The organism is Streptomyces sp. NPDC088762 (genome assembly GCF_044750905.1).
Lineage (GTDB): Bacteria > Actinomycetota > Actinomycetes > Streptomycetales > Streptomycetaceae > Streptomyces.
Genome location: NZ_JBIVKT010000022.1, coordinates 30,875 through 50,589, shown reverse-complemented (window position 1 = coordinate 50,589; position 19,715 = coordinate 30,875). Strand labels below are relative to the sequence as shown.

The following is a 19,715-nucleotide window of genomic DNA, read 5'->3' as shown; positions in this document are numbered from 1 at the left end:
CAGCCGCCCACTGGCGGCCCGTCGGCCGTCCCCCGGCCGCCGCCACCGATAATCATGCCCGTGGAAGATCTTGGATTTCGCCGGGCCGCGCCCGCGCTCGCCGTCTTCGCGGGGGTCCGGCTGCTCGGCCTGGCCGTGCTCGCGGTGTGGTGCGCGGCGGCCGGCAGCAGCCCGCACACGCTGCTGTCGGCCCGCTGGGACTCGCTCTGGTACGCCCGCATCGCCGCGGAGGGGTACGGGTACGAGGTGCTCCTGCCGAACGGTGACGTCCACTCCAACCTGGCCTTCTTCCCGCTGCTCCCCTGGCTGGAGCGGCTGGTGTCGGCGCCGAACGGGCTCTCGTACGGCTCGGCGGGCCTGGTGGTCTCGGCCGTGGCGGGGCTCGCCGCGGCCTGGGGGATCTTCGCGGTGGCGGAGCTCCTCCACGGCCGCCGGGCCGGGGTGCTGGCCGTCGCCGTCTGGGCGGCGCTGCCCGTCGGGATCGTGCAGTCCATGGCGTACAGCGAGTCGCTGTTCACCGCGCTCGCCGTCTGGGCCGTGTACGGGGCCCTGCGCGGCCGGTGGCCGGCGGCGGGCCTGCTCGCGGCCGGGGCCGGGCTGACCCGCCCGGTCGGCGCGGCGGTGGTCGCGGCGGTGTGGGTGGCGGCCGTACTGGCCTGGCGGCGCGGGGAGCGGTCCTGGCGGATGGCCGCCGGCGTACTGCTGGCACCGCTGGGGGCGGCGGGGTACGCGCTGTGGGTCGGCGCGAGCACCGGCGGCGGGCCGTTGGGGTACCTGGACGTGCAGGCCGGCTGGGGCAACGGCTTCGACGGCGGCTGGGCCTTCGCCCGCTTCATCGGGGCGAAGCTGACCTCGCCGGCCTTCGCGGCCGGGCTCGGGCTGATCGCGGGGGTCGTGCTGGTGCTGTGGCTGTACGGGCGGTGCGTACGGCAGCGGCAGCCGGCCGCGCTCCTCGTGTACGGCGGGATCGTCGTGGCGCTCGCGCTCTGCGCCTCGGGGTACTTCGGCTCCAAGCCCCGGCTGCTGCTGCCGGCCTTCCCGCTGCTGCTGCCGGTGGCGGTGGCGCTGGCCGGGTGGCGGACCCGGCGGGCGGCCACGGTGCTCGGCGCGGCCGCCTTGGCCTCGGCGGCCTACGGGGCGTTCTGGCTGAACGGCTCGGGACCTCCGTAACGTCCGCGCGGCCTGACGTGGCGGCACGCGTAGCACCCGCCGAACCGGCCGACGTAACGGAATAGATCATTCCCCTCCATCTTTCGGCAAAGGAAATGACCTGCCGCGATAAAGCCGGGGTAAGTGTGCGAAATAATCGGCGGGACAGTGGATGAGCCGCACTCCAACCACCGCCGAAATGCCGGGAATTCAGTACCGCGTGAGACCAACTCCACATCACATGGTCATCACAAAGCCCGCGATTCGACCGGGCCGACCATCGGCTCGCGGTAACGTCGATTGAGTGCGTACCGACCAAATCCTGACCCGGCTGGAGCGGGTGTTCGCCCGCCTGGACCGGGAACCAGAGCGACCGGCTCATCTGCAAACGCCGCAGATGAGCCGGCACCGCGTCGTGCTCCTGGGATCGACCCTCGTTTTCTACCTGGCGATCGTGGTGGCCGTTCTGACCACGTCCTGGCTCGTCCGCCTGGACTGGCAGGTCATGTTCTTCCGGCCCTACGAGCAGTGGCCCCAGCTCCACGCCTTCCTCGACTACCTCGTCGTCCTGGGCCAGCGCGGACCCACCGCGGTCATGGTCGCCGCCTGGCTGGGCTGGCGCTCCTGGCGGCAGCACACCCTGCGCCCGCTGATCACCCTCGGCGTGGCACTGCTGCTCCTCAACATGACCGTCGGGGCCGTCAAGCTCGGCCTCGGCCGGCTCGGTCCGCACTACGCCACCCAGATCGGTTCCGCCGAACTCTTCGCGGGCGGCGATATATTTCCCTCCGGCCACACCGCCAATGCCGTGGTGACCTGGGGAATCCTGGCCTACCTGGCTTCCACCACCGTCACCCGGCGGGTGTTGTCCGTGGTGTCCGCGGTCGTCTCGCTGAGCGTCGGCGCCACCACCGTGTACCTCGGCACCCACTGGGTCAGCGACGTCCTGCTCGGCTGGTCCGCCGGTCTGCTGATCCTGCTGGCCCTGCCCTGGTTCGAGCCCCTCATCGCCCGGGCCGAGGCCTACGTCTTCGAGCTGCGCGAGTTGCTGCGCCGCCGCGCGGAGACCGGGCGGATGGCCGCGCCGGTCGCGACCGCGCTCATGCCGCTGCTCTCGGCCGGCGGCAAGTGGCAGCTCAGGCGGACCGTCGACCCCGTCGGAGAGCCCGCGCCCGCGGTGGTGCCCACCGCCGTGGCGGCCCCCGCCCACCAGGCGGTCCACGCGTCCCCCGCCGGGCACACCCCGGCGCCCCGGCCGGCGGCGATCGTCCCCGGCCGGCCGCACGTGATCAGGTCCGAGCGGGCCCCGGTCACCCCGGTCGGCGGCCGCCGCCCGGCGCACACCGAACGGACCGCCGCCCGGGGGGCCGCCGCCAGCCCGGTCGCCGGCAGCTGAACCACCACGGCGGGGACGGTACGCACCACCTCACCCCGCACACGACGAAGGCGGGCCGGGTCGATGACCCGGCCCGCCTTCGTCGTCCGTCGTTCGTTCGTCAGCGCCACGCCTGCACGTTCGTCCGTCCCGGGTCACGCTTGTGTCACAGAATATCGACAACTGCCAATTGTTTTACGGACCGCGACACGCCCGCCGTGCGGGCCGTTTGAATTTCCCCCCGAACCCCTTGTCGTGGCCGGGGAATTCCCCCCGGAGATTGGCGCGGCGGCCCGAACGGGACCAGGCGAATCCCCCCAGGTCCCCTACATTTCCTTCACGGCGGCCGGACTCCACGGCCGGCCCCGGGAGATCCCGCGCGGGTCTGATCCGTCTTCCGTTCCGGCCTCTCGGCCACGTCGAACTCACAGCCGGGCCGCATCACGTGAATCACCCGGACGTCCGGGTTCACCGCTCCGGCGGGCAGCCGGGCAGGGTCGTCGAGCTGCCGCGGAGCTCGGCCAGACCGCAGAGCGTCCGGGTGGAGACCTTCCACACCCCGTCCTCCAGGACCATGTCCGCCGTGCGGCCGTCCAGCACCGGGAAGCCGCTCACGAGCAGGTCGTAGGTCACCCTCGCCCCGGTGGGCGAGGTGAAGACCACCTCGGTGACCTCCGCGGAGACCTTGTCCGCGCCGGATCGGTCGGCGAGCCCTTCCAGCAGGGGCTGGATCAGCTCACCGTTCTGCACCAGCCCGGCCTTCTCCCCGGCGGTGACCTCCGGATCGAAGAGGGCCGCCCAGTTCTTCTCGATCTGCGCCCGGGCCGCCGCCGGGTCCGCGGGGCCGCCGGTCTGCGCGACGGGCGCACCGACGAGGGGAGCCGAGCCGTCCGCGCCGCTGCCGGAATCGGAGGAGCATCCCGCGAGGACGGAAACGCCGGCCAGCACGGCCGCCGCCGCCCACACGCCGATGCGAGGGTGTCCGCTCAGCTCCATCCGGCTCACCACCAGGGTCCGACCGAGCCCTTCCGCCCGGTCCTTCCAGCGTCGGCGCCCCACCGCCGACGTGCAATCGCACCCCGCCCCCGGCCGGCGGCTCCGGCGCCCGCTACCGCCGGGGCGCCGGCCGCGGAGCGGCCTGGGCCGGGGGCTGGGGCGCGAGTCCGGCCTGCGGCGTCGCCGGCTGCGGCGGCTCCGTCGGCTGCGGCTGCGGCTGCGGCTGCGGCGGCGGCGGCTTCGTCGGCTGCTGCGGTGTCTGGGGCCCGGCGGGTGTGGTGGGATCCGGTGACGGCGGCGGGGTGGCTCCGGGCGGCCGGGCCGGGGGGAGGGACAGCAGGGTGCCCGGCCTGAGCTGCCCGGGCCGGGGCCCGATCACCGGCCGGTTCGCCGCGTAGAGCGCCTGCCAGCCGCCCGGCACCCGGTGTCTGCGGGCGATCGACACCAGCGTCTCCCCCGCCCGCACCGCGTGCATCCGCCCGGCGAGCCCGTACCGCTTCGAGCACACCGGCCAGGCCTCCCACCCCTGCCTGCCGATCACGTCTTCCGCCACCCGGATCTGCTGCCCCCGGCTCGCCAGATCGGCTCGCCGCGCGAACACCAGCCCGCCGTACGCCTCCCACGTCGGCTGCCGGAACTGCAGCCCGCCGTAGAAGCCGTTGCCGGTGTTGACCGCCCAGCGGCCCCCGCTCTCGCAGTCGGCGACGCAGTCCCACGGCCACTCCCCGCCCGGACCGCAGTCGCCGGGCCCGGTGCCGATCACGCCGGGCGATCCGGGGTGCGCCGCCGCGGCCGGACCGGGCGCGGGCGGTGGCGGGGCGACGGCCGCCGCCACGGCGACCGGTGCGACGGCGTCCGTCGGCGGTACGAGGACCAGCGCGGCGGCGGCCGCCCGTGCGGCCCACCTGATGCTCGGCTTGGGCATCGGGTCACGCTACGGAGCCCCCGGGCGGCCTCCCGGCCCGCCACGCGGCGCGCTCCCGCGCCCCACCCGCTCGGCCGATCCGCACCCCCGCCCCAAACGGCCATCCCCGGACATCAACTGCGCACAATCAGAAAACAGTTGGAAGGAAAACGAAGGACCGGTCGGACGGTTCACTCCTTCGGGGGCCCGGTTCGATTCCGTTCCCTCAAATGGCGTGACCCCGGCCGCCGCTCCCCCGTTGAGCCCGGCGAGCCGGGAACCACCCGGCCCACGCACCTATGCCGAGGAGCCACCCCGTGCCGCGCATGCTCGAAGTCAGTGATGAGGTACGTGCCGAGATCGGTGACGAAGAAGCCGACAGGCTGCTCGTCGGCGAGGACGCGCCGCGCAGTTACGACTGCACCTCCTGCCGCACTCCGGGCGACCCCGAGAACGACCGCACCAGCACGGTGCTGTTCGTCGGCGAGGAGACCGCCGTCCTCGCCTTCGCCCACGCCACCTGCATCCCCTCGCAGGTCGTCTCCGTCTCCGAGGAGCAGCTCCAGGGCGCCGTCCGCAGCATCACGGGCGACAGCCCGGCCCCCGCCGCGTCCGTCCCGGGCGAGACGCCGCAGAGCGTGCCCGGCGGCCAGGCCGTCCTCGGCATCACCAGCGGCCTGATCCTGATCGGCGGCGAGCTGCACCCCGCCCTGGTGGTCGAGCCGACCGCGCCGATCGCCCGCCCCGGCAGCGACGGCCCCGGCGACGACTTCCTCCCGCTCCTCATCGAGCAGGGCTTCATCCCGGTCACGAACCTGTCCGAGCTCCCCACTCCCCTGAGCGGCTGGTCGGTCCTGCTCGCCGGCGGTCAGCTGCACGCCGTGCTCCAGCCGGGCGCCGAAGGCGGCGGCCAGGTCGCCTGGTGGCAGGCGCACCAGGCGCTGTCCGTCACCGACGGCTGGCGGACCGCCGTCAACAAGACCCAGCGGGTTCTCATCTTCGCCGCCCCGGTCGGCTCCATCGGCCAGCAGCCCCGTGAGGACCTGCTGCGGGACGCGCTCGACAAGGCCGCCGCCGACGGCAAGCTCGTGGCCGCCTCGATGCCCCTGGCCGGTACCCCGGGCGCCTGACCCTCCGCCCTCCCAGGCCGTCACCCGGCTCACCGGGCCGGCCCTTCGGCCTCCCGAAACCCCGCCCCGGCCCCCTGCCCAGGGGGCCGGGGCGGCGTGCGCCGGGGGTGCGCGGTCCGTCCCGCGCACCCCCGGCGATCTGCGTTTTGAGCCCCGTCAGCCCGCATCCGCAGCGCCCCGGTTTCGTTGGCTGATACGTGCATCCATACGACTCCTCCCGCGCCCCGTCCCGTACGAGCCCCGTCTCGCACACCCCGATCTACGACGCGCTGTACTCGGAGTACCTGCGCTCCTTCCGCGCCCTGCCGGGCGACCGGACGGGCGAGGAGGATCTCGGCTTCACGGCGTTCTCGTACGGCGGCGCGTACAGCGGCGGGAGCGGCAGCGGCAGCGGCGGCTGGAACGGTTCCTCGTCCCAGTGGCAGCAGCAGGCCGACAGCTGGCAGCCCTCGTACACCTCGCAGCCGGCCCCCTCGTACGCGTACGCGGGCCAGGTCGCCGGCAGCCCCGCCTACACGAACGGGCGGCAGCACCAGACCGGGATGACGCACATCCCGGCGGCCCTGCCGCCCGCTCCGCGCCGGGGCTACTGACCCCGGCAACGGCGTACTACTTCTTCTTGTGCTGGGCGCCGCGCTTCTCGCGCACCCGCACCGAAATGTGGATCGGGGTGCCCTCGAAGCCGAACTCCTCGCGCAGCCGGCGCTCGATGAAGCGCCGGTAGCCGTGCTCCAGGAAGCCGGAGGCGAAGAGGACGAAGCGCGGCGGCTTGCTGCCGGCCTGGGTCCCGAACAGGATGCGCGGCTGCTTGCCGCCGCGGATCGGGTGCGGGTGCGCGGCGACGACCTCGCCGAGGAAGGCGTTCAGCCGGCCGGTGGGGACGCGCGTCTCCCAGCCGGCGAGCGCGGTCTCGATCGCCGGGACCAGCTTCTCCATGTGGCGGCCGGTCTTCGCGGAGACGTTGACGCGGGGCGCCCAGGAGACCTGCTGCATCTCGGTCTCGATCTCGCGCTCGAGGTAGTAGCGGCGCTCCTCGTCCAGCTCGTCCCACTTGTTGTACGCGATCACGATGGCGCGGCCCGCCTCGACGGCCATGGTGATGATGCGCTGGTCCTGGACGCTGATGGTCTCGGTGGTGTCGATCAGGATGACCGCGACCTCCGCCTTCTCCACGGCGGCGGCCGTGCGCAGCGAGGCGTAGTAGTCGGCGCCCTGCTGGAGGTGGACCTTCTTGCGGATGCCCGCGGTGTCCACGAACTTCCAGGTGACGCCGCCGAGCTCGATCAGTTCGTCGACCGGGTCGCGGGTGGTGCCGGCCAGCTCGTTGACGACGACGCGGTCCTCCTTCGCGACCTTGTTGAGCAGCGAGGACTTGCCGACGTTCGGGCGGCCGATCAGCGCGATGCGGCGCGGGCCGCCGGGGGCGGCGCCGCCGAAGGTCTGCTCGGGGGCTTCCGGCAGGGCTTCGAGGACGGCGTCCAGCATGTCGCCGGTGCCGCGCCCGTGCAGCGAGGAGACGGGGTGCGGCATGCCGAGACCCAGCGACCACAGGGAGGCCGCGTCGGACTCGCCGCTCTGGCCGTCGACCTTGTTGGCACACAGCACGACGGGCTTCTTGGCCTTGCGCAGCAGGCGGACGACGGCCTCGTCGGTGTCGGTGGCGCCGACCTTGGCGTCGACGACGAAGACGACCGCGTCGGCGGCCTCGATGGCGTACTCGGCCTGGGCGGCGACGGAGGCGTCGATGCCGAGGACGTCCTGCTCCCAGCCGCCGGTGTCGACGACCTTGAAGCGGCGGCCGGCCCACTCGGCCTCGTAGGTGACGCGGTCGCGGGTGACGCCGGGCTTGTCCTCGACGACCGCTTCGCGGCGGCCGATGATGCGGTTCACCAGGGTCGACTTGCCGACGTTCGGCCGGCCGACGACGGCGAGGACGGGAAGGGGGCCGTGGGCCGCCTCCTCGAGCGCGCCTGCGACGTCCTCGATGTCGAAGCCCTCTTCCGCGGCGAGCTCCATGAACTCCGCGTACTCGGCATCGCCAAGTGCTCCGTGGTCGTGCTGGTCGTTCATGAAGTCCGTTCCTCGTCGTTCGTGGTGATCGGTGGTACCCGCGCAGCGCGGCTCCACTACTAGGGTCAAGTCTGGCTCAGCGCCCGGTCAGGCGCTTGGCGTCGGCCAGGTGGGCGGTCAGCCGGTCCTGGATGCGTACGGTGGCCTCGTCCAGCGCGGTACGGGTACGGCGGCCGGTGCCGTCTCCGGCGTCGAAGGCCGAGCCGAAGACGACGTCGACCCGGCTCTTGAAGGCCGGCAGACCCTTGACGAGCCGGCCCCGGGTGTCGCCGCTGCCCAGCACGGCCACCGGCACGATGGGCGCACCGCTGCGGACCGCGAAGTACGCGAGCCCGGCGCGCAGCGAGGCGAAGTCGCCTTCGCCCCGGGTGCCCTCGGGGAAGATCCCCAGGGCCCCGCCGTTGCCGAGCACCGCGAGGGCGCGGCTTATGGCCGTCCGGTCGGCGCCGCCGCGGTCGACCCTGACCTGCCCGATCCCTTCGAGGAAGGGGCCGAGCGGGCCGACGTACGCTTCCTTCTTGATCAGGAAGTGCAGGGGCCGGGGCGCGGTGCCCATGACCATCGGGCCGTCGATGTTGTGGGAGTGGTTCACGGCAAGGATCACGGGGCCCGAGGCGGGCACTTTCCAGGCACCCAGTACGCGCGGCTTCCACAGCCCGTACATGAGCCCGATGCCGATGCGCCTGCCGACCGCCGCCCCCCTGAGCGAGGGCGCTTCGCTCACTTGCGGCCCGCCCGCTTCTCCGTCTGCCGCTCCACGACCAGGGTAACGACACATTCGATGACCTGGTCCAGCGTGAGGTCGGTGGTGTCCACCTCGACGGCGTCGCCGGCCTTGGCGAGCGGGGAGGTCTTGCGGCCGGAGTCGGCCGCGTCGCGCTTGATCAGCGCCTCCTTGGTGGCCGCGAGGTCGGCGGCCTCCTTGCCGCGGAGCTCACCGCTGCGCCGGGCGGCGCGCGCCTCGGGCGAGGCGGTGAGGAAGATCTTGAGGTCGGCGTCGGGCAGGACGGTGGTGCCGATGTCCCGTCCCTCGACGACGATCCCCTCGGACTCCTGCGCCGCCTCGGCGGCGATGGAGCGCTGGAGTTCGGTGATCAGGGCGCGCACCTCGGGGACGGCGCTGACGGCGCTGACCTTGGAGGTGACCTCCTGGGTCCGGATCGGCCCGGCGGCGTCCAGTCCGTCGACGGTGATCGTGGGGGCGGCCGGATCCGTGCCGGACACGAGGGTCGGCTTGCCCGCGGCGACGGCGATGGCCTGCGCGTCGTCGGTGTCGACGCCGTTGGTGATCATCCACCAGGTGATGGCCCGGTACTGGGCGCCGGTGTCCAGGTAGCGCAGCCCGAGCTTGGCGGCCACGGCCTTGGAGGTGCTGGACTTGCCCGTGCCGGAGGGACCGTCGATGGCGACGATCACGGCGGACGGAGCTGCGGTTTCCACGGTGCGGGCACCTTCCTGGTTGCGCGTACGTGTCCGGGCGCGCGAAAACGCCCCTGCTCCAGGTTACCGGGCCCCAGCCACCCCCGATCCCCAGGACGGCTGCGGACCGGCTGCGGGGCCGGGGCCGGGGGCCGGCCCGCCTCCGGCCGGCTACTGCTGCCGCAGCGCCCAGCCCCTCTCGCGCAGCTCGGCCGTCAGGGCCGCGACGGCTCGGGGTTCCACCATCAGCTGCACGTGGCCGGCCTGCTGGCCCGTCGCGTGCTCGATCCGCACGTCCTCGATGTTGACCCCGGCCCGCCCCGCGTCGGCGAAGATCCGCGCGAGCTCTCCCGGCTGGTCGCTGATGAGCACGGCCACCGTCTCGTACACCGCGGGCGCGGCACCGTGCTTGCCCGGCACCCGCACCCGCCCCGCGTTCCCGCGCCTCAGCACGTCCTCGATGCCGGCCGCGCCGCCCCGCCGCTTGGCCTCGTCGGCGGACTGGAGCCCCCGCAGCGCCTCCACCGTCTCGTCCAGGTCGGCCGCGATCCCGGCCAGCACGTCGGCCACCGGGCCCGGGTTCGCCGAGAGGATCTCCACCCACATCCCGGGGTCCGAGGCCGCGATCCGCGTGACGTCCCGGATGCCCTGCCCGCACAGCCGGACCGCCGTCTCGTCGGCCTCCTCCAGCCGCGCCGCGACCATGCTCGACACCAGCTGCGGGGTGTGGGAGACCAGCGCGACCGCCCGGTCGTGCGCGTCGGCGTCCATCACCACCGGTACCGCCCGGCACAGGGACACCAGCTCCAGCGCCAGGTTCAGCACCTCGTGGTCGGTGTCCCGGGTCGGGGTCAGCACCCACGGCCGGCCCTCGAAGAGGTCGGCGGTCGCCGCGAGGGGACCGGACCGCTCCTTGCCCGCCATGGGGTGCGTGCCGATGTACGCCGACGTGTCCGCGCCGAGCGCCGCCAGCTCCCGCCGCGGGCCGCCCTTGACGCTGGCCACGTCCACGTAGGCCCGGGCCAGGCCCCGCCCGATCGCGTCGGCGAGGGTCGCGGCCACGTGGGCGGGCGGTACCGCGATGACCGCGAGGTCGACCGTGCCCTCGTACGGCTCGTCGGAACCCGCCCCGAGGGCGGCGGCCGTGTGGGCCTGCGCCGGGTCGTGGTCGACGAGGTGGACGGTGATCCCCCGGCCGGACAGTGCGAGAGCCGCGGAGGTGCCGATCAGTCCGGTTCCGATGACGACGGCGGTTCTCACGGGCTGCTCCAGGGGTGGGTGACGGCGGGCCTGACCGAGCATGAGGGGCTCTGGACTCAGGGTAGCCAGCCCGCACCGCGCGAGCGTCCGGCGGTCCGCCCGGTGGGACGGCGGCCGGGTCCCGCTTGGGCGCCGGCACGGCCGCCACCGGGTACGCGTACCGGCGGCTCCTGCGGTAGAACGAGCGGCATGATCTTCCACCTCGTCCCGCTCGCCGACTGGAACGCCGCGCCCGAGCGTCCGTACGCCCCGCCCTCCCTCGAGTCGGAGGGCTTCGTGCACTGTTCGACGGACCGCGCCACGGCGCTCGCCATCGCCGAGGCGCGCTACCGCGACGTCGGAGGGACCCTGCTCGCGGTGGAACTCGACGAGGACGCCCTCACCGCGGAGGTCCGGCGCGAGGGTGAATCCGGCGCCCGCTACCCGCACGTCCACGGCCCACTGAACCGGGACGCCGTGATCCGCGTGTGGGAGGTCGTACGCACACCCGGCAATCCTGCCTCACTGGCCCCGAGGGGCTAGGGGGTCACAACGGCGCGGCGGACTTCTCCTGAGGGCCGCCGCAGGCCAGGATGCTGCACGTTCATCCGGCCACACATGCGAGGAGACACTCATGAGCGACCCCACGCGCACCGCCCGGCGCACGGTACTGGCGGCCGGCGCGGCCACCTTGGCAGGCGGTGCGCTCGCCGCCTGCGGAAGCGACGGCGACGCGGGGACGGCCGGGAGCGGGGCGGCCACCACGCCCGCCGGCTCCGCTTCCGCCGCGCCCTCCACGTCCGCGGCGGCGGGGAAGGTCATCGCCAAGGCGGCGGACGTACCCGTGGGCGGCGGCACGGTCCTGAAGGAGGAGAAGCTGGTCGTCACCCAGCCCACCGCCGGGAGCTTCCGCTGTTTCACGGCGGTCTGCACCCACCAGGGCTGCCTGGTGAACAAGGTGGCGGACGGCACCATCGACTGCCCCTGCCACGGCAGCAAGTTCCAGGCGACGGACGGCGCGGTGGCCCAGGGCCCGGCCACCCGCCCGCTGGCGGAGAAGAAGATCACGGTCGCGCCGGACGGCAACATCTCGCTCGCGTAGGTCGTCTCTTGTGGGTCGTCTCTTGCGGATCCTGTCGGCCGAGCCCGCGGCGTCCGGTGCGGCCGGGGTGCGGTGCCGGGCGCCGCGGGCCCCGGCAGGATCCGAAAGAGATGGCCCGGCGGCGACCGGGAGCCTAGGCTCCCCGAATGGACGATCTGACGCTGGTACGGGACCACACGGTCTACCGGTGCGTGATGGGCTCCCGGGCGTTCGGGCTGGCGACGGAGGCGAGCGACACCGACCGGCGCGGTGTCTATCTCGCCCCGACGCCGCTTTTCTGGCGGTTGGAGAAGCCCCCCACGCACGTGGAGGGCCCGCGGGACGAGGAGTTCTCCTGGGAGCTGGAGCGCTTCTGCGAACTGGCCCTGCGGGCCAACCCGAACATCCTGGAGTGCCTGCACTCCCCGCTGGTGGAGCACGTCACCCCGGTCGGCGAGGAACTCCTCTCCCTCCGCGGGGCCTTCCTCTCCCGCCGGGCCCACACGAGCTTCAGCCGGTACGCGGCTTCCCAGCGCGGCAAACTCCTCGCGGACGTCCGCGTCCACGGCGCCCCCCGCTGGAAGCACGCCATGCACCTGCTGCGCCTGCTGCTGTCCTGCCGCGACCTCCTGCGCACGGGCCGCCTGACCATCGACGCGGGCCCGCACCGCGACCGCCTCCTGGCCGTCCGGCGCGGCGAGCTCACCTGGGACGAGGTCGACGCCTGGATGTCCCGCCTCGTCGACGAAACGCAGACGGCCCTGGCCGGCACCCCCCTGCCCGCCGAGCCGGACCGGGCCCGCGTGGAGGACTTCCTGGTCCGCACCCGCCGGAGGTCAGCGGGCTAACGGATCAGGCCGGGCTCGCCCCCAGGGTCCGCCGCCGCACGACGAACGCGTCGAGCGCGTCGTACGCCGACCCCTGCTCCGGCAGCGCGGAGGCGGACTGCGCGGTGTCCAGCACCGCGTGCAGCGCCTCGAAGTCCTTCCGTACCCCGTCGAGGGCCGGGCCCGCGTAGCTCCCGTGCTCCGCGGCCACCTTGGCCTCGATCAGGGCGGTGAGGTACGGGGGTGCCTCCGGCACCTCGGCCAGCAGGGTCGGCAGGTGCGCCTGCACCTCGGACGACCGCATGAGGTGGATGCCGGTGAGCAGCGCGCGGAACGCGTACAGCAGCGGCTTGAGTTCCGCGGCCTTCTCGAAGAGCCGCCACTGGGTGTTGGCGAACCCCCGGTAGTGGTGTGCGTGGTGGGAGGTCAGGACGCCCGGGGCCAGCGCGATCAGCTCCTCGTGCGCCGGCGTCGTGTGGACCACGAGCGGGGAGAGCAACTGCTCCAGCACGTAGCCGTTGCGGTTCAGCATCAGGCGGACGAACTTGCGCAGGTCGTGCGTGACGAGGTCCATCTCCACGTCGTCCCGGTCCCACATGCGGGTACGGGTCTCCTCCGGCTCCCGGAGGCCGAGGAGGTCCTCCGCCGGGAGCAGGTGCGCCCCGCGCAGGTCGATGTCGGAGTCCCGGGACGGGAAGCCGTACAGGTGTGCTCCCGAGACCGTGGCGAAGAGCAGCGGGTCGGGCTGCTCCGCCACGACGGGGGTCAGGTCGATGCTCAGGGCGTCCAGCATGGATCAAGCATCCCAGAGGGCGCCGAGGGCCAGGAGTTCGTCGCGGTACTCGATGCGGCCCTCCCAGTCGCGGGGCCAGACGTCCGCGCCGAGGTGGGCGCCCGCGAAGGCGCCGGCCAGGCAGGCGATGGAGTCGGAGTCGCCCTGGGTGCAGGCCGCGCGGCGCAGGGCCAGGAGGGGGTCCTGCGGGAAGAGCAGGAAGCACTGGAGGGCGGTGGCGAAGGCTTCCTCGGCGATCCAGCCGTCGCCCGTGGTCAGGCAGGGGTCGGTCTCCGGGGACGGCGTGCGCAGGGCGGCCGCCAGGCGGTCGAGCACCGCCAGGCATTCGTCCCAGCCGCGGGCGATGAAGGACTCGGGCGAGGCGTCGCAGGCGGTCCGCATCCAGAGGTCCCCGAGCCAGCGCTCGTGGTAGCGGGTGCGGTTCTCCAGGGCGTAGGAGCGCAGCCGCCCGACCAGGCCCGTCACCTCGGTGCCCTGGGCCAGGAGGTACACCGTGCGTGCGGTGAGGTCGGAGGCGGCGAGGGCCGTCGGGTGGCCGTGGGTGAGGGCCGACTGGAGCTGGGCGGCGCCGGCCCGCTCCTCGTCGGTCCAGCCGGGGACCAGCCCGACCGGAGCCACCCGCATGTTGGCTCCGCAGCCCTTGGAGCCGAGCTGGCTCGCTTCCCGCCAGTCCCGCTCCGGCCGGTCCAGCAGCCGGCATGCCGTCAGGCAGGTGTTGCCCGGTGCCCGGTTGTTCTCCGGGGAGTGGTACCACTCGACGTACTCCTCCCGGACGGGCCGGGTCAGCCGCAGCGGGCCGCTGCGGCCCCGCTCCATCGCCGTCCGGATGCCGCGCGCGAGGGCGAGGGTCATCTGGGTGTCGTCCGTGACGATCGCCGGGCGGGGCAGCTTCATCTCGCGCCACGGGCCGGTCTTGGCCAGGATCGAGGGGACGTCGTGGAACTCGGTCGGGAGGCCGAGGGCGTCGCCCAGGGCCAGGCCGATCAGGGCGCCCGTCGCCGCGCGCTTCTTGGTCGTGGTCATCGGTGGTGTCCTTCCGAAGGGCGGAGCAGGGGCGGATGCAGGGTGGTGGCCGGTCCCGGCCGGTAGAGGGCGGCGGGTTTGCCGCGGCCCCCGGTGAGCCGGGCGGCTCCCGGGACGGCCTCGACGAAACCGGGTGTGGCCAGGACCTTGCGCCGGAAGTTGGGGCGGTCGAGGACCGTGTCCCAGACGGTCTCGTAGACGGCCTGGAGCTCCCCGAGCGTGAACTCGGGCGGGCAGAAGGCGGTGGCCAGGCAGGTGTACTCCAGCTTCGCGCCGGTCCGCGCCCGGGCGTCCGCCAGGATCACCGCGTGGTCGAAGGCCAGCTCCGGGACCTCCCCCACCGGCACCCATCGGGCGTGCGCCGCGTCGCCGCCGCCCTCCGCAGCCGGTTCGGGCAGGTCGGGCACGAGGGCCGTGAAGGCCACCGACACCACCCGCATCCGGGGGTCGCGGTCCGGTTCGCTGTAGGTCCGCAGCTGTTCGAGGTGCAGGGTGGCGACCACGGCCTGCGACAGGCCGGTCTCCTCGGCCAGTTCGCGGCGGGCGGCGGCCTCCGCCGACTCCCGGGGCAGCAGGAAGCCGCCGGGGAGCGCCCAGGCCCCCGCGTACGGCTCCTGCCCCCGCCGGATCAGCAGGACGTGGAGCCGCCCGCCCCGCACGGTGAACACCGCGAGGTCGACGGTCACCGCGAACGGCTCGAAGACGTGCGGATCGTAGCCCTCGGGCGGGACCCCGCTCATCGGGTCTCCGGCAGGGGATCGGCGAAGTGCCAGCCCTCCGCGAGCAGTTCGTCGACGGCCCGCACGGCCGCCGCCAGCCGCTCCTCGCGGTCGCCCCGCACGAGGAGGAAGCGTCTCCCGGTGCGTTCGAGTTCCTCCCGGAACCGGCCGGTCATCCAGGGCCGCAGGTGCGGGCCGTCCCGCAGTCCGTCGTCCTCGAAGGGCACGTCGGCGTGGTCGGTCAGCAGGTAGAGGTCCCGCCGGGTGAGCTCGGCGGTCTTCTCGACCTCCTCGCTGCGGCCGCCCGTGTACCGCTCGTGCCAGATGCCGGTCGCGAAGGAATCGGTGTCGCAGAACAGCACGGGCGAGCCCAGCCGGGCCGCCCGCTCCTCGTCGGCGTCCTGGCGCCGTGCGATGACCGGGAACTCCTCCGAGGTGAAGGAGATGTCGGCCCAGGTGGCCGCGGGATCGGCCGCGCGGGCCGCCGCCAGCTTCTCCTCGCTGTACCGGCGCCCGTACTCGGCGACCCAGCCCGTCTTGGCCCACACTCCGCCGCGCCGCCGGTAGTGCGCGGCCAGCGCCCGCGACAGCGTGGTCGTGCCCGTGGACTCGGCGCCGAGCACGACGACCCGCCGCGCCAGGGAGGCGCGTACGGCCGGCCCCAGGAAGTCCCAGCAGCCGACGGGGTCGGCCCGTACCGCCGTCCCGGAGACGGGGAAGAGGGTCCGTGCCGGATCCACGCAGACCTCCTCGGCGCCGAACCGCCGCGCGAGCTCGGTCCCGTACTCCTCCGAGGTGAAGACGGCGTCCACCGGCCCGGCCACCGCCGCCCGGAAGATCGCCATGTGGGCCTCCCAGACGACCGGGTCGTGCAGGTCGACCGGGACGTCGTCGACCGCGCCGACGACCTGCGCGCCCGGGTGCGCCTCGCGCATCCATGCGACCCGGTCGGCGAGCGGGACCGACTCCACGGAGGCCGCGCAGACCAGCACGGTCAGCCGTTCGCACTGGTCCTGGGCGGTGCGCACCAGATGGTGGTGGCCGGCGTGCGGCGGATAGAACTTGCCGAGGACCAGGCCGTGCCCGTAGCGCCTCACGCCCGTGCCTCCAGGACCGTACGGGCGCCACGGCCCGGGAGCGTCCGCCGCCAGCCGAGCAGCCCGACCACGCAGAGGGCGAGGAAGCCGACGTAGAGGACGGAGGTGAGGTAGAGCTCCTTGTAGGCGTAGAGCGGGATGTACACGAGGTCGGCGGCGATCCACAGCCACCAGGACTCGACGAGCTTGCGGCACTGACCGTAGGTGGCCGCGAGCGAGAGCCCGGTGGTCAGGGCGTCCCAGAACGGCACGGTCGAGTCGGTGACCTCGCCCAGCAGCAGGGTCAGGCCGAGCACCCCCACCGCCCCCGCCGCGGCCAGCCAGACCCATTCGGTGCGCGTGGTGCGGCGCACCGGCAGGGCCTCGGTGCTTCCCGGGCCACCCCCGTGGGTCCAGGACCACCAGCCGTACGCGGCGAGGGCAATGAAGACGATCTGCAGTCCGGCGTCGGCGTAGAGGCCGGCCTGGGCGAAGAGCACGATGAAGAAGACGTTGTTGGCGATGCCGATCGGCCAGTTGGCGACGTGCTGCCGGGCGACGAGCCAGACGCACAGGGCACCAGTGGCGAATCCGAGCACCTCGGTCCAGCTCATGACGGCGATCCCTCCCCTTTAATAGTCATCTTGACTATAAACAGGGGGGAGGGGTCCGGACAAGGGAAAAGCCCGCAGTGCCTCGGGGCACTGCGGGCTCTCACACCTGGAGCGGTCGGTCGAGGCGTCGGTCCTACAGACCGACCTCCCGCATCAGCATGCCGACCTCGGTGTTGGTCAGGCGGCGCAGCCAGCCGGACTTCTGGTCGCCCAGCTCGATCGGGCCGAAGGAGGTCCGGACGAGCTTCTCGACCGGGAAGCCGGCCTCCGCGAGCATGCGGCGGACGATGTGCTTGCGGCCCTCGTGGAGGGTCACCTCGACCAGGTAGTTCTTGCCGACCTGGTCCACGACGCGGAAGTGGTCGGCGCGGGCCCAGCCGTCCTCCAGCTCGATGCCGTCCTTGAGGCGCTTGCCGATGTCGCGCGGCAGCGGGCCGGTGATCGCGGCGACGTACGTCTTTTTCACGCCGTACTTCGGGTGCGTGAGGCGGTGGGCCAGTTCACCGTGGTTGGTGAGCAGGATGACGCCCTCGGTCTCGGTGTCGAGCCGGCCGACGTGGAAGAGGCGGGTCTCGCGGTTGGTGACGTAGTCGCCGAGGCACTGGCGGCCGTCCGGGTCCTCCATGGTGGAGACGACGCCGGCCGGCTTGTTCAGCGCGAAGAACAGGTACGACTGGGTGGCGACGGTCAGACCGTCCACCTTGATCTCGTCCTTCGGCAGGACCCGCTTGCCCTGCTCCAGCACGATCTCGCCGTTGACCTCGACGCGGGCCTGCTCGATCAGTTCCTCGCACGCGCGGCGCGAGCCCATGCCGGCCCGGGCGAGCACCTTCTGCAGGCGCTCGCCTTCCTCCTCGGCGCCCGGGAAGGTCTTCGGGGTCTTGATGACCGGCTTGTCCGCGTACCGGTCGCGCACGCGCTCCTCGATGCGCGCGTCCAGCTCACGCGGACGGGACTGGCCGCTGCGGCTGCCCGGGCCGCGGCGCGGGCCGCCGGCCCCGCCGACGCCGGGGGTCCTGGGGGCCTTGGGGCCGCCCTTGGCGCCACCGCGCGCGGCAGCGCCGCGGGCACCGCCGCCGCCGGCCTTGGGGCCGCTGCGTCCGCTGCGCTCGCCCTCGGGGCCCACGTCGTAGCGACGCTCCTCGGGGCGGGGGTTGCGGATGCGGGGGGCCGGCCTGTCGCGGTCGCGGTCGCGGGAATCGGAGCCGCCGCCCTGGTAGCCGCCGCCCTGGTAGCCGCTGCCACCCGAGCCGCTGCCGCCGGAGCGGTAACCGCCGCCGGAGCCGCCGCCACTGCGGTGGCCGCCGGAGCCGCTGCCGCCGCCGGAGCCGCCGCCACCGCGGTAGCCACCGCCGCCGCTGGAGCTGCCGCCGCGGGAGTTACCACGCCCGCCGCCGCCACCGCCGCCGCTGTTCCTGTTGCCACCGTTGCCGTTGCCGCTGCTTCGCATCAAATGTCCGTCGTCTTGTCGTCGTCTTCATCAGTGTCCGGTGCGTCCGGATCGAACGACGGAACACCCTCTTGCGTTTCGGCTTCGATCGCGTCCGCCTCGGGGAGGAAGGGCGCGAGCTCCGGGAGCTCGTCCAGGCCGCGCAGGCCCATCCGCTCCAGAAAGTAGTTCGTCGTCCTGTACAGGATCGCACCTGTTTCGGGTTCCGTGCCCGCCTCGGCGACCAGACCGCGCTGGAGCAGGGTCCGCATGACCCCGTCGCAGTTCACTCCGCGCACCGCCGAGACCCGCGAGCGGCTCACCGGCTGGCGGTACGCGACCACCGCCAGGGTCTCCAGTGCGGCCTGGGTCAGCCGGGCCTGCTGGCCGTCCAGGACGAACCGCTCGACGGCGTCGGCGTACTCCGCCCGCGTGTAGAAACGCCAGCCCCCGGCGACGAGCCGCAGCTCGAAGCCGCGCCCCTGGACGGTGTACTCGTCGGCCAGCTCGCGCAGCGCGTCCGCGACCTCGCGCGGGGTGCGCTCCAGCACCTTGGCGAGGTGCGCCTCGGTCGCGGGCTCGTCCACGACCATCAGGACGGCCTCCAGGGCCGGCTTCAGGTCGAGCGCGGCCACCGCACCCGCCGCGTGCGCGGTGGTCGCCGTATGTGCCGTGTGCGCGTCGCCGTTCAATCCTTCGCCTCCACGATCTGGTCGAACTCGTCGGTCACGGTCGGCATGCCGTCGCCGTCCCCGCCGGTCCAGCGGACGGTCAGGGTCTTCAGGGCGTCCTCCTGGTCGAGGACCACCGCCTTCTCGCGGTAGAGCTCCAGGAGGGCCAGGAAGCGGGCGACGACGGTGAGGGTGTCGGCGGCGTCCTCGGTGAGCTCCTGGAAGGTGGCCTCCCCGCGGGCCTTCAGCATCCGTACGACGAGCCCGGCCTGTTCGCGCACGCTGACGAGCGGTGCGTGGATGTGGTCCACGTAGACCTGGGGTTTCGCCTTGGGCTGCATGGCCTTGACGGCGAGGCGGGCGAACCCCTCCGCGCCGACGCTGATGACGACCTCGGGCAGCAGGTCGGCGTGGTGCGGCTCCAGCCCCACCGTCCGCGGGTATCGCCGGGCCTCGGCCTCGGCGCGCTCCTCGAAGATCGCGGCGATGCGCTTGTACGCCCGGTACTGGAGCAGGCGCGCGAAGAGCAGGTCCCGGGCCTCCAGCAGGGCGAGGTCGGCCTCGTCCTCGACCTCGGCGGCGGGCAGCAGCCGGGCGGCCTTCAGATCGAGGAGGGTGGCGGCGACGACGAGGAACTCGGTGGTCTGGTCGAGGTCCCAGTCGGGGCCCATGGCCCGGATGTGGGCCATGAACTCGTCGGTGACCTTGGACAGCGCGACCTCGGTGACGTCCAGCTTGTGCCGGGAGATCAGCTGGAGCAGCAGGTCGAAGGGCCCCTCGAAGTTGGCGAGCCGCAAGGTGAACCGGCCCTCGCCTCCGGCGGGGGGCGGTGCGTCGGGCGGTCCCTCCCGGCCCGCCTCCGCAGGGGGAACGGCCTCCGGCGCACCCGGGTCCAGGCCGTCGGCGGGCGCCCGGGAGCCGTCAGGGCCTCCGGCAGGGGCCTCAGGGGCTGTGGGGGTGCCGTCCGGGCCGTTCCCGGCCCCGGCCGCTCCCGGGCGCTCTGCGGGCGTCCCAGGCGCCTCGGGGGTCTCCTCCGGGGCACCGGGACCCCGGCCCAGCGGGCGGCGGGGCGGTCGGCCGGATTCGGCGGGGAGGGGCATCGGGGTCCAGGTGGTGCGGGAGGTGGCGACGGAGCGGCCGGGCGGGCTCACCCGCGACCAGCGTAGCCAGCGCCACCCCCGCCGGCGGAGCGGCGGGCCG

21 protein-coding genes are annotated in these 19,715 nt (G+C 73.6%); 7 read left to right on the top strand and 14 right to left on the bottom strand.

Annotated features, from left to right (window positions below):
• Positions 1-54: 54 nt before the first annotated feature.
• Positions 55-1,170, top strand: coding sequence for a hypothetical protein (locus ACIP5M_RS33225; RefSeq protein WP_401203955.1), 1,116 nt, complete (start codon positions 55-57; stop codon positions 1,168-1,170).
• 283 nt (positions 1,171-1,453) lie between these two features.
• Positions 1,454-2,545 carry a phosphatase PAP2 family protein gene (locus tag ACIP5M_RS33220; RefSeq protein WP_401203952.1) on the top strand — a complete coding sequence of 364 codons (1,092 nt, stop codon included), beginning with the start codon at positions 1,454-1,456 and terminating at the stop codon, positions 2,543-2,545.
• Between the two features lie 447 nt (positions 2,546-2,992).
• Here the strand turns inward: ACIP5M_RS33220 and ACIP5M_RS33215 are convergent, their stop codons facing one another.
• Positions 2,993-3,520: a hypothetical protein gene (locus tag ACIP5M_RS33215; protein ID WP_401203949.1), complete on the bottom strand. Its 528-nt coding sequence runs from the start codon at positions 3,518-3,520 to the stop codon at positions 2,993-2,995.
• 112 nt (positions 3,521-3,632) lie between these two features.
• Positions 3,633-4,445, bottom strand: coding sequence for a transglycosylase family protein (locus ACIP5M_RS33210; protein WP_401203947.1), 813 nt, complete (start codon positions 4,443-4,445; stop codon positions 3,633-3,635).
• Between the two features lie 296 nt (positions 4,446-4,741).
• Between ACIP5M_RS33210 and ACIP5M_RS33205 the strand changes: the two genes are divergently transcribed.
• Both ACIP5M_RS33205 and ACIP5M_RS33200 read left to right on the top strand, forming a co-directional pair.
• On the top strand, positions 4,742-5,554 hold the full coding sequence (locus ACIP5M_RS33205) for a hypothetical protein (protein ID WP_401203944.1): 813 nt from the start codon (positions 4,742-4,744) through the stop codon (positions 5,552-5,554).
• Between the two features lie 197 nt (positions 5,555-5,751).
• A complete protein-coding gene (locus ACIP5M_RS33200) occupies positions 5,752-6,147 on the top strand; it encodes a hypothetical protein (protein ID WP_401203942.1) in 396 nt (131 codons plus the stop codon).
• Between the two features lie 16 nt (positions 6,148-6,163).
• On the opposite strand, the gene der is transcribed toward ACIP5M_RS33200, so the two are convergent.
• The 4 genes from der to ACIP5M_RS33180 all read right to left on the bottom strand — a co-directional run bounded on the left by der (position 6,164) and on the right by ACIP5M_RS33180 (position 10,303).
• The gene (gene der, locus ACIP5M_RS33195; RefSeq protein ID WP_401203939.1) at positions 6,164-7,624 is read right to left on the bottom strand and encodes a ribosome biogenesis GTPase Der; all 1,461 of its coding nucleotides are present in this window, start codon (positions 7,622-7,624) and stop codon (positions 6,164-6,166) included.
• 76 nt (positions 7,625-7,700) lie between these two features.
• Positions 7,701-8,288 carry a lysophospholipid acyltransferase family protein gene (locus ACIP5M_RS33190; protein WP_401204153.1) on the bottom strand — a complete coding sequence of 196 codons (588 nt, stop codon included), beginning with the start codon at positions 8,286-8,288 and terminating at the stop codon, positions 7,701-7,703.
• Positions 8,289-8,344: 56 nt separating this feature from the next.
• Positions 8,345-9,064 (bottom strand): (d)CMP kinase, encoded by a 720-nt coding sequence (cmk, locus tag ACIP5M_RS33185; protein WP_401203937.1) that lies wholly within the window; start codon positions 9,062-9,064, stop codon positions 8,345-8,347.
• Positions 9,065-9,214: 150 nt separating this feature from the next.
• Positions 9,215-10,303: a prephenate dehydrogenase gene (locus ACIP5M_RS33180; protein ID WP_401203935.1), complete on the bottom strand. Its 1,089-nt coding sequence runs from the start codon at positions 10,301-10,303 to the stop codon at positions 9,215-9,217.
• Between the two features lie 189 nt (positions 10,304-10,492).
• Here ACIP5M_RS33180 and ACIP5M_RS33175 point away from each other — a divergent pair, with 189 nt between their 5' ends.
• The 3 genes from ACIP5M_RS33175 to ACIP5M_RS33165 all read left to right on the top strand — a co-directional run bounded on the left by ACIP5M_RS33175 (position 10,493) and on the right by ACIP5M_RS33165 (position 12,211).
• On the top strand, positions 10,493-10,825 hold the full coding sequence (locus ACIP5M_RS33175) for a DUF952 domain-containing protein (RefSeq protein WP_401203933.1): 333 nt from the start codon (positions 10,493-10,495) through the stop codon (positions 10,823-10,825).
• Positions 10,826-10,916: 91 nt separating this feature from the next.
• Positions 10,917-11,384 (top strand): Rieske (2Fe-2S) protein, encoded by a 468-nt coding sequence (locus tag ACIP5M_RS33170; RefSeq protein ID WP_401203930.1) that lies wholly within the window; start codon positions 10,917-10,919, stop codon positions 11,382-11,384.
• Between the two features lie 146 nt (positions 11,385-11,530).
• The gene (locus ACIP5M_RS33165; protein ID WP_401203927.1) at positions 11,531-12,211 is read left to right on the top strand and encodes a DNA polymerase beta superfamily protein; all 681 of its coding nucleotides are present in this window, start codon (positions 11,531-11,533) and stop codon (positions 12,209-12,211) included.
• A 4-nt stretch (positions 12,212-12,215) separates the two neighbouring features.
• On the opposite strand, the gene ACIP5M_RS33160 is transcribed toward ACIP5M_RS33165, so the two are convergent.
• The 8 genes from ACIP5M_RS33160 to ACIP5M_RS33125 form a co-directional block, all read right to left on the bottom strand.
• Complete coding sequence (locus tag ACIP5M_RS33160; protein ID WP_401203925.1) at positions 12,216-12,983, bottom strand: DNA polymerase beta superfamily protein; 768 nt, start codon at positions 12,981-12,983, stop codon at positions 12,216-12,218.
• A 3-nt stretch (positions 12,984-12,986) separates the two neighbouring features.
• Entirely contained in the window at positions 12,987-14,006 is a 1,020-nt protein-coding gene (locus ACIP5M_RS33155; RefSeq protein ID WP_401203922.1) for an ADP-ribosylglycohydrolase family protein, read from the bottom strand.
• Complete coding sequence (locus tag ACIP5M_RS33150) at positions 14,003-14,746, bottom strand: NUDIX domain-containing protein (protein WP_401203920.1); 744 nt, start codon at positions 14,744-14,746, stop codon at positions 14,003-14,005. Before ACIP5M_RS33150 ends, ACIP5M_RS33155 begins: the two co-directional genes overlap by 4 nt.
• A complete protein-coding gene (locus ACIP5M_RS33145) occupies positions 14,743-15,822 on the bottom strand; it encodes an AAA family ATPase (protein WP_401203917.1) in 1,080 nt (359 codons plus the stop codon). The genes ACIP5M_RS33150 and ACIP5M_RS33145 overlap by 4 nt, the downstream gene beginning before the upstream one ends.
• Positions 15,819-16,415 (bottom strand): nicotinamide riboside transporter PnuC, encoded by a 597-nt coding sequence (gene pnuC, locus ACIP5M_RS33140; RefSeq protein WP_401203914.1) that lies wholly within the window; start codon positions 16,413-16,415, stop codon positions 15,819-15,821. Before pnuC ends, ACIP5M_RS33145 begins: the two co-directional genes overlap by 4 nt.
• Before the next feature lie 133 nt (positions 16,416-16,548).
• Positions 16,549-17,865 (bottom strand): pseudouridine synthase, encoded by a 1,317-nt coding sequence (locus ACIP5M_RS33135; RefSeq protein ID WP_401203911.1) that lies wholly within the window; start codon positions 17,863-17,865, stop codon positions 16,549-16,551.
• A complete protein-coding gene (gene scpB, locus ACIP5M_RS33130; RefSeq protein ID WP_401203908.1) occupies positions 17,865-18,536 on the bottom strand; it encodes an SMC-Scp complex subunit ScpB in 672 nt (223 codons plus the stop codon). The genes ACIP5M_RS33135 and scpB overlap by 1 nt, the downstream gene beginning before the upstream one ends.
• The gene (locus ACIP5M_RS33125; RefSeq protein ID WP_401204151.1) at positions 18,533-19,615 is read right to left on the bottom strand and encodes a segregation/condensation protein A; all 1,083 of its coding nucleotides are present in this window, start codon (positions 19,613-19,615) and stop codon (positions 18,533-18,535) included. The genes scpB and ACIP5M_RS33125 overlap by 4 nt, the downstream gene beginning before the upstream one ends.
• Positions 19,616-19,715 lie beyond the last annotated feature (100 nt).

Excerpts from the sequence above, each read along its gene's own strand:
- ACIP5M_RS33210 (WP_401203947.1), bottom strand. The coding sequence starts at position 4,445 with ATGCCCAAGCCGAGCATCAGGTGGGCCGCACGGGCGGCCGCCGCCGCG.
- ACIP5M_RS33150 (WP_401203920.1), bottom strand. The coding sequence starts at position 14,746 with ATGAGCGGGGTCCCGCCCGAGGGCTACGATCCGCACGTCTTCGAGCCG.
- ACIP5M_RS33165 (WP_401203927.1), top strand. The coding sequence starts at position 11,531 with ATGGACGATCTGACGCTGGTACGGGACCACACGGTCTACCGGTGCGTG.
- ACIP5M_RS33190 (WP_401204153.1), bottom strand. The coding sequence starts at position 8,288 with ATGTACGGGCTGTGGAAGCCGCGCGTACTGGGTGCCTGGAAAGTGCCC.
- ACIP5M_RS33175 (WP_401203933.1), top strand. The coding sequence starts at position 10,493 with ATGATCTTCCACCTCGTCCCGCTCGCCGACTGGAACGCCGCGCCCGAG.
- ACIP5M_RS33160 (WP_401203925.1), bottom strand. The coding sequence starts at position 12,983 with ATGCTGGACGCCCTGAGCATCGACCTGACCCCCGTCGTGGCGGAGCAG.
- ACIP5M_RS33170 (WP_401203930.1), top strand. The coding sequence starts at position 10,917 with ATGAGCGACCCCACGCGCACCGCCCGGCGCACGGTACTGGCGGCCGGC.
- ACIP5M_RS33135 (WP_401203911.1), bottom strand. The coding sequence starts at position 17,865 with ATGCGAAGCAGCGGCAACGGCAACGGTGGCAACAGGAACAGCGGCGGC.
- ACIP5M_RS33225 (WP_401203955.1), top strand. The coding sequence starts at position 55 with ATGCCCGTGGAAGATCTTGGATTTCGCCGGGCCGCGCCCGCGCTCGCC.
- ACIP5M_RS33155 (WP_401203922.1), bottom strand. The coding sequence starts at position 14,006 with ATGACCACGACCAAGAAGCGCGCGGCGACGGGCGCCCTGATCGGCCTG.
- ACIP5M_RS33125 (WP_401204151.1), bottom strand. The coding sequence starts at position 19,615 with ATGCCCCTCCCCGCCGAATCCGGCCGACCGCCCCGCCGCCCGCTGGGC.
- pnuC (WP_401203914.1), bottom strand. The coding sequence starts at position 16,415 with ATGAGCTGGACCGAGGTGCTCGGATTCGCCACTGGTGCCCTGTGCGTC.
- ACIP5M_RS33215 (WP_401203949.1), bottom strand. The coding sequence starts at position 3,520 with ATGGAGCTGAGCGGACACCCTCGCATCGGCGTGTGGGCGGCGGCGGCC.
- der (WP_401203939.1), bottom strand. The coding sequence starts at position 7,624 with ATGAACGACCAGCACGACCACGGAGCACTTGGCGATGCCGAGTACGCG.